The sequence below is a fragment of the Actinocrinis sp. genome (assembly GCF_035946395.1).
GTDB lineage: Bacteria > Actinomycetota > Actinomycetes > Streptomycetales > Catenulisporaceae > Actinocrinis.
The window spans coordinates 1-4,653 of the sequence record NZ_DASYZI010000039.1 but is presented as its reverse complement, the minus strand read 5'-3'; the positions used below and the strand labels follow the sequence as shown (position 1 = coordinate 4,653).

Genomic DNA, 4,653 nt, shown 5'->3' with positions numbered 1-4,653 from the left:
GCGAGCCTGATGCCCACGGCCATGGTGCTTGAAAGCCGGATGGCGCCGATGTCGGAACTCGACGAGGGGGTCGTGGCCACATCGCGGCTCATCACGGACCCGGACCTCGCCGATGTCACCGGCGAGTATTTCGACGGCCTGCGCCCCGGCCGCTCGCGGCCCGAGGCGTACGACCCCGACTTCCGGTCCAAGCTGCGCGCTGTGACGGTGGGGCTGCTGGCCGACTACCTCTGAGTGCGCCTGAGTGCGCCTGAGTGAGCCGTCGAACCGACGGTCCGCGCGATGTGATGTCTACTGACCTTACTTATGGCGGCCAAGGCTCCGATCAGTCATTGTCGTGATCACTGAGCCGGTCAACTGGGCCGGTCAACTGTGTCGGCATCGACGAATTCGAAGACTGTCCGGCAGGGCGCGTCACCCGTGATCACCTGGTATGCGTCACGGAGCGCAGCCGCTGAGCAATGTCAAAGAAGCCTGATTTTGTGGCCGCCGAATAGGGTCGGCTCAGCTGCCGTAGAAGTCAACGGGGTCGCACTGCGAACCGGCGGGTGCTCGTTGACGCGATACCGGAGGCAAAAATCATCCTGACTGTGCGTGGTCCGCAGCGCTGCGTCGCGAGCTCGGTCGCGCCTTCGCCGGCGTGCCGGTGCGGGACGAGCCATTGCGCCGGATCGACGACGCGGCAGCGTTCACGCAGCAACGGGCCATCGCCGCCTCGGCGCGGGCGGCGTTCCTGCCCATCGTGGGTGCCTCCGCCGGAATCGACGCGGTGCTCGCGGGCACGAGCGCCTTCGGCACCGCCGACGGCATCGCGCCTGCGCTGATCGCGACGGTCTTCGGAGCCGCATGCCACCGGCGTCCTCGCCACGGCCAACGCGCTGATGAACCGTACCGAGCGGTAGTCCGTGATGTCGCTGGGCCACGGCAGCCGCACGCCCGGCGGCATCACAAACCGCTTGCCGTACCGGTCCCCGACCAAATAACGAAAGGGACTCCTGATCGTGAAGGTCTTGATCACAGGCGGTACCGGGTACATCGGCAGTCACACGACGGCCGCTGTGCTCCGCCGCGAGCACGAAGTGCGCCTGATGGTGCGCGATCCCTCGCGCGTGTCGGCGGCGCTCGAACCGCTGGGAGTCGATCCCAGCAAGCTCGAAATCCTCACCGGCGACGTGACCGATGCCCGAAGCGTCGCCGCGGCCGTCGACGGCGTGGACGCGGTGATGCACCTGGCGCAGATTTTCTCGATGGACAGCCGCGACTTCCGGAAGATCCGCAGGATCAACATTCCCGGAACCCAGAACATGCTCGACGCCGCGCTGCGCTCAGGTGCCGACCCCATCATCTACGGTTCCAGCACCGCGGCGCTGCTCCCGTCCAAAGTGCCGCTTTCCACCGATCTGCCGCTCCACAAGGCCAACTGGACCACCCCGCCGTACTTCGCCGCCCAGGCCGCCGCCGAGCGGATCGCCCGCCGCCATCAGGACGAGGGCGCCCCGCTCACCATCGTCAACCTGGTCGGGGTCCTGGGACCGCACGACCCGCACATGGGCGACCAGCTCACCCGGCTGCGCAACGCGGTGCTCGGGCGGCTGCGATTCCCGCCCCAGGGCGGCTTCACCATCAGCGACGTGCGCGACACGGCCGCCATGCTCGCGGAGACGCTGACTCCCGGCCTCGGGCCGAGGCGTTACATCCCCGCCGGGCACTACCTGCCGACACACGTCTACATCCGCGCCATCGAGGACGCGATCGGCCGCCGCCTGGGAGTCGTGCATCCGCCCGCCCGCGCCGCGATGGTGCTCTGTAAGGCGGTCGACGTCGTGCAGCATGTCGTGCCATGGCACATTCCCGCGGAGTACACCGCGGCGTTCATGTGCTACTGCGACGCTCGACTCAGCGACACGATGCCGACCGCGCCGCTGGGAGTAGAAGCACGTCCGCTGGCCGAGACCATCGAGGACTCGATCCGCTGGCTGTACGAGCAGGGTCTCCTGACTGCCAGTCAAGCCGGGATACGCGAACCCGCACTGCTCGCCTAGATGAACTCATCCAAGGAGGAACCATGACCGAAGCACCACCGGTAATGAACGGAATGGACATCGCCGGGGCCGCCGCGGCGATGCGCAATCTACTCGACAAGACCACGGTCACTGTCGGTATCAGCAACAGCGAGTTCCTGGCCTTGCGGATCCTGGCGATCCGCGGTCCTCTCGCCCCGGCGGACTTGCACGAGTACCTCTCCCAGCAGCTCGTGTTCGGGCTGCGCCCGGAGAAGGCCACGCCTCTGCTGGCGCAGCTCGACGAGCGGGGTCTGCTCTCCGGCACCCAGCTGGACGGGGAGGGCCCGGCCCAGATGACCGAGCTGGGACGCAAGGTGTTCGACGACGTGGCCGCGGCCATCACCGCCGTCAGCGATCGCCTCTACACCGTGCTCGACCACGAGGAACTGGTCATCGCGACGAAGGTCCTGGCCCAGATCAACGAGCGCGCCACCGAACTGGCCGCCGAGATGACCGCCGACTGACGGCTCGCCGGGCCGCTCAGCAGCCGTGAGAAGACTCCTGGTACGGGTTTCGGCGTCCAGCCAAAGCCCTGCCAGGAGTCTTCGTCTGATGTTCCGTGTCACCGTCGTGTCCGCGAAACCCGCTCGACGAGCCGTGCCGCCGATCCACGCGCCCGCGCCCCGCACCTGACAAAACCAACCCGGAACCCGAAGGACTGTGACGATGAGCGGGACTTTCATGCGCAGTGTTTTGCGGTCGCTGTCGTTCGCCCAGGTCCGCAGGATCTCCCCGGCCCGGCGGGACGCCGCGGACCCGCGCGTCGCCGCGATCTACCGGGAGATGGAACGGGTCTTCGGCGTGATCTCGCCGCCGGTCGCGCTGCACTCACCCTCGCCGGACATGCTGGCGGCCAGCTGGGTCATGAACTACGAGACGATGTTGGTCCCCGGACTGCTCGATCCCGCCGCGAAGCAGGCGATCGCCACGGCCGTTTCGGTGGGCAACACGTGCCCGTACTGCGTCACCATTCACGGCATGCTGCTGCGCGGCCTGGACCACGCGCAGGACGCCGACGCGATCCAGGGCGACCGGCCTGGGACGGTCACCGATCCCGCAGTACGCGCGATCAGCGAGTGGGCGCGGGCGAGCGGGCGCGCCGACACGGCCGCCGAACACGAGCCGCCGTTCCCGGCCGAGCATGCTGCGGAGGCCGTCGGGGTGGCGACCTGGTTCCACTACCTCAACCGCATGGTCAACGTCTTCGTCCGTGACGCGCCGCTGCCGCCGATGGCACCGACCGCGGCACTGCGCGTGGCCCTGCCCATACTGTCCCGGAGGATGCGTTCGGCGTCCCGGAACGAGGCCGCGCCCGGGGCCTCGTTGGACCTGCTGCCCACCGCGCCGCTGCCGCCCGCCTTTTCGTGGGCGGCCGGCGACCCGAACATCGCAGAGGCCTTCGGGCGGGCCGGTGGCGCCGTCGAGGCGGCCGGCCGCCGCTCGGTGCCTGCCACGGTCCGTGAGCTGGTACTCGCCGAGTTGGCCGACTGGGACGGTCAGCCGAAGGGGCTGAGCCGCGCCTGGGTCGAGGAAGCCGTACGAGCTCTGCCCGCCGAGGATCGCCCCGCGGGCCGGCTCGCCCTGTTGACCGCCTTCGCCTCCTACCAGGTGGACGACAAGGTGGTCGGGGCCGTGCGGGACGGTGGCGCCACGGACACGGCGTTGGTCGAGCTGGTCTCGTGGTCGAGCCTCGCGGCGGCCGGCCGGGTGAGCGGTTGGATGCGGATCGTCGGGCGCAGTGGTGTATTAGAGCACTGATTCCATCGTCACCGATGCCGCGCGTGTAACGCTCCCGCCTCGTCCTGCGAAGTAAGGGCAGAGGGGACGACGACGGCAGAGGGAGGCGGGGTGAGGCATCCACCCGGCGGTGGCGGCGATGGTCAGGTGGCGCGCATCGGCGAGGACGCGGACGCGTTCGAGTCGTTCTACCGCGAGCACGTCGACGCGGTGCTGCGCTACGCGACGCGGCGTGCGCACGATCCGCATGCCGCCGCGGATCTTGTCGCCGAGATCTTCCTGGCAGCCGTCGACGCGGCAAGCAGCTACCGCGAAGAACTGGGCAGCCCGGTCGCGTGGCTGTACGGCATCGCCCGCAACGTCGTCGCGGCCGAGCGACGGCGTGCCGCGCGGGCGCTGTCGGCGGAGAACCGCTTGGCTGGACGTCGATTGCTCGACGGCGACGACATCGCACGGCTCGAAGAACGCATCGACGCCGAGCGGGAGTGCCGCGCACTGCTGACCCGGATCGCGGCGCTGCCGCCTGGCCAGCGGGCAGTGCTCGAACTGATCGCGGTCGATGGTCTGACGCTGCCCGAGGCCGCAGCCGTGCTCGGCATCACCACTGTCACGGCGCGGGTCCGGCTGCACCGCGCCCGCCGTGCGCTCGGCGCCGTGAACGGCTCTGCTTCGCCCGACTCCCCTCGGTCTGTCGCAGTGATGGAGGTGCGATGAACGCCGAACGCTTTGAGGAGCGGTTGATGTACGAGCTGAAGTCCCATGTCCAGGAACGGGCACAGGCTCTGGCACACGAACGGGTACAAGAACGCGAAGTCCCTGGCGGTGGCCGTCGCCTTGCACGTGCGCGCCCTCG

Annotated in this window: 5 protein-coding genes and 1 pseudogene; 5 read left to right on the top strand and 1 reads right to left on the bottom strand. The window is 69.1% G+C overall.

What is annotated here, in order from left to right; genetic code table 11:
• Positions 1–234: pseudogene (locus tag VGS97_RS02840) on the top strand (3-oxoacyl-ACP reductase); the annotation flags it as partial.
• 286 nt (positions 235–520) lie between these two features.
• On the opposite strand, the gene VGS97_RS02835 reads toward VGS97_RS02840, so the two are convergent.
• Positions 521–1,018: a hypothetical protein gene (locus tag VGS97_RS02835; RefSeq protein WP_326851583.1), complete on the bottom strand. Its 498-nt coding sequence runs from the start codon at positions 1,016–1,018 to the stop codon at positions 521–523.
• Here VGS97_RS02835 and VGS97_RS02830 point away from each other — a divergent pair.
• From VGS97_RS02830 to VGS97_RS02815, 4 genes are all read left to right on the top strand, one after another.
• A complete protein-coding gene (locus VGS97_RS02830) occupies positions 1,002–2,042 on the top strand; it encodes an SDR family NAD(P)-dependent oxidoreductase (protein ID WP_326851582.1) in 1,041 nt (346 codons plus the stop codon). The genes VGS97_RS02835 and VGS97_RS02830 overlap by 17 nt on opposite strands.
• Positions 2,043–2,065: 23 nt before the next feature.
• Positions 2,066–2,527, top strand: a complete 462-nt coding sequence (locus tag VGS97_RS02825) for a hypothetical protein (protein WP_326851581.1) — start codon at positions 2,066–2,068, stop codon at positions 2,525–2,527.
• Positions 2,528–2,729: 202 nt separating this feature from the next.
• Positions 2,730–3,821 (top strand): carboxymuconolactone decarboxylase family protein, encoded by a 1,092-nt coding sequence (locus VGS97_RS02820; protein WP_326851580.1) that lies wholly within the window; start codon positions 2,730–2,732, stop codon positions 3,819–3,821.
• Between the two features lie 90 nt (positions 3,822–3,911).
• The gene (locus VGS97_RS02815; RefSeq protein WP_326851579.1) at positions 3,912–4,514 is read left to right on the top strand and encodes an RNA polymerase sigma factor; all 603 of its coding nucleotides are present in this window, start codon (positions 3,912–3,914) and stop codon (positions 4,512–4,514) included.
• Positions 4,515–4,653 lie beyond the last annotated feature (139 nt).